Raw genomic sequence first — 1,482 nt, 5'->3', positions numbered from 1 at the left:
GTTAGTTTGTCTAGCATCATAAAATAAAAATTGACGTTTCACGTTGTTTGTTTCGTTCAGTTTTCAAAGAACTACTTGGTCGCTCATTTGCGACTTCCTTATGTTAACATCTTCGTTTTTCAATGTCAACTAAGTTTTTCAATTTCTTTTTGTCGTTTTTTGCGTTTCCGCATCAGCGACGGTTATTAATTTATCATATAATATCTATCGACGTCAACACTTTTTAATAAAAAGTTCTTTTTCTTACATAACGAATACATTCTTCTGCATTAGCGACTCTTCGAAACAAACAAAAAATGATTTTATATCTTTCTTCCATTGCCTTTTTTACAACGTCATGAATACGTTCATCTTCAAAATCAAATAAAAGTTCTTCTAACTCTCTCTTCAATATGTATTCCATTTCTTTTTTCTCTTCTTTCGTTAACATAAACCCAAGCAAATCATCACCTCAATCATTTCTTCCAGAGCAATAAAAATTAAGCCCATTTCCATTTAACAAAATCCTACCATCCATTATATCCACTACTTACGATATTAATCCCTTGTTCTCTTTTTTATATTTACAGCATATATGTAACTGAAAAGGATTGGACAAAGGGGCGTAATATTATGTTTTTCTTTTTTATTACGAGTAAAAGAAACTTTAAACACATTAGCTTAATAGTGATACTTTCCTTATTTACAGCATGGCTACTCTTTTTGAAAACATATTCACACGAGTCTGCTTTTTCAACCGCTACAGGACCTAAAGTTATTTACAAAGGCGACACCTCTAAAAAACAAGTTGCATTCACGTTTGATATTAGTTGGGGAGACAAAAAAGCAATTCCAATCCTTGATACACTTAAAGAAAGAGATATTAAGAATGCAACCTTCTTCCTTTCTGCTGCATGGGCAGAAAGACACCCTGATGTTGTTGAACGCATCATAAAAGATGGACATGAAATCGGTAGTATGGGTTATAATTACACGTCCTACACTTCTCTAGAGGCAAATGAAATACGAAGAGATCTTCTGCGAGCACAAGATGTTTTTACAAAACTTGGTGTGAAACAAATTAAACTATTACGTCCACCTAGTGGAGACTTTAACAAGGCAACACTTAAAATAGCAGAATCACTCGGATACACTGTCGTTCATTGGAGTAATAACTCAAACGATTGGAAAAACCCTGGCGTAAACAATATCGTTTCCACCGTCTCTAATAATTTAAAAGGTGGAGATATCGTCTTATTACATGCATCCGATTCTGCTCTTCAAACAAATAAAGCTTTACCACTGCTTCTACAGAAATTAAAGAGTGACGGCTATGAGCAAATATCCGTATCACAACTTATTTCCAACACAAGTACGAAAAGTAAAGATGTCCAATAATTTTTTACACATAAAAAGCTCTACTACCTGAAGTGAACCCTGAAAACGGGACACCAATCAAAACACCTAAACCACTTGTTCCCTAAATTCTTTAGGGGATAGGTG

2 protein-coding genes are annotated in these 1,482 nt (G+C 34.1%); one reads left to right on the top strand and one right to left on the bottom strand.

Annotated features, from left to right (window positions below; translation table 11 throughout):
- Positions 1-223: 223 nt before the first annotated feature.
- On the bottom strand, positions 224-442 hold the full coding sequence (locus tag PDQ33_RS28830) for a hypothetical protein (RefSeq protein ID WP_000900296.1): 219 nt from the start codon (positions 440-442) through the stop codon (positions 224-226).
- 170 nt (positions 443-612) lie between these two features.
- Here PDQ33_RS28830 and pdaB point away from each other — a divergent pair, with 170 nt between their 5' ends.
- On the top strand, positions 613-1,377 hold the full coding sequence (gene pdaB, locus PDQ33_RS28825; protein ID WP_000464707.1) for a polysaccharide deacetylase family sporulation protein PdaB: 765 nt from the start codon (positions 613-615) through the stop codon (positions 1,375-1,377).
- Positions 1,378-1,482 lie beyond the last annotated feature (105 nt).

It is taken from the genome of Bacillus cereus group sp. Bc031 (assembly GCF_027716265.1).
Classification (GTDB): Bacteria; Bacillota; Bacilli; order Bacillales; family Bacillaceae_G; genus Bacillus_A; species Bacillus_A paranthracis.
The sequence above is the reverse complement of the archived record's forward strand: the minus strand, read 5'-3'. Positions and strand labels throughout refer to the sequence as shown.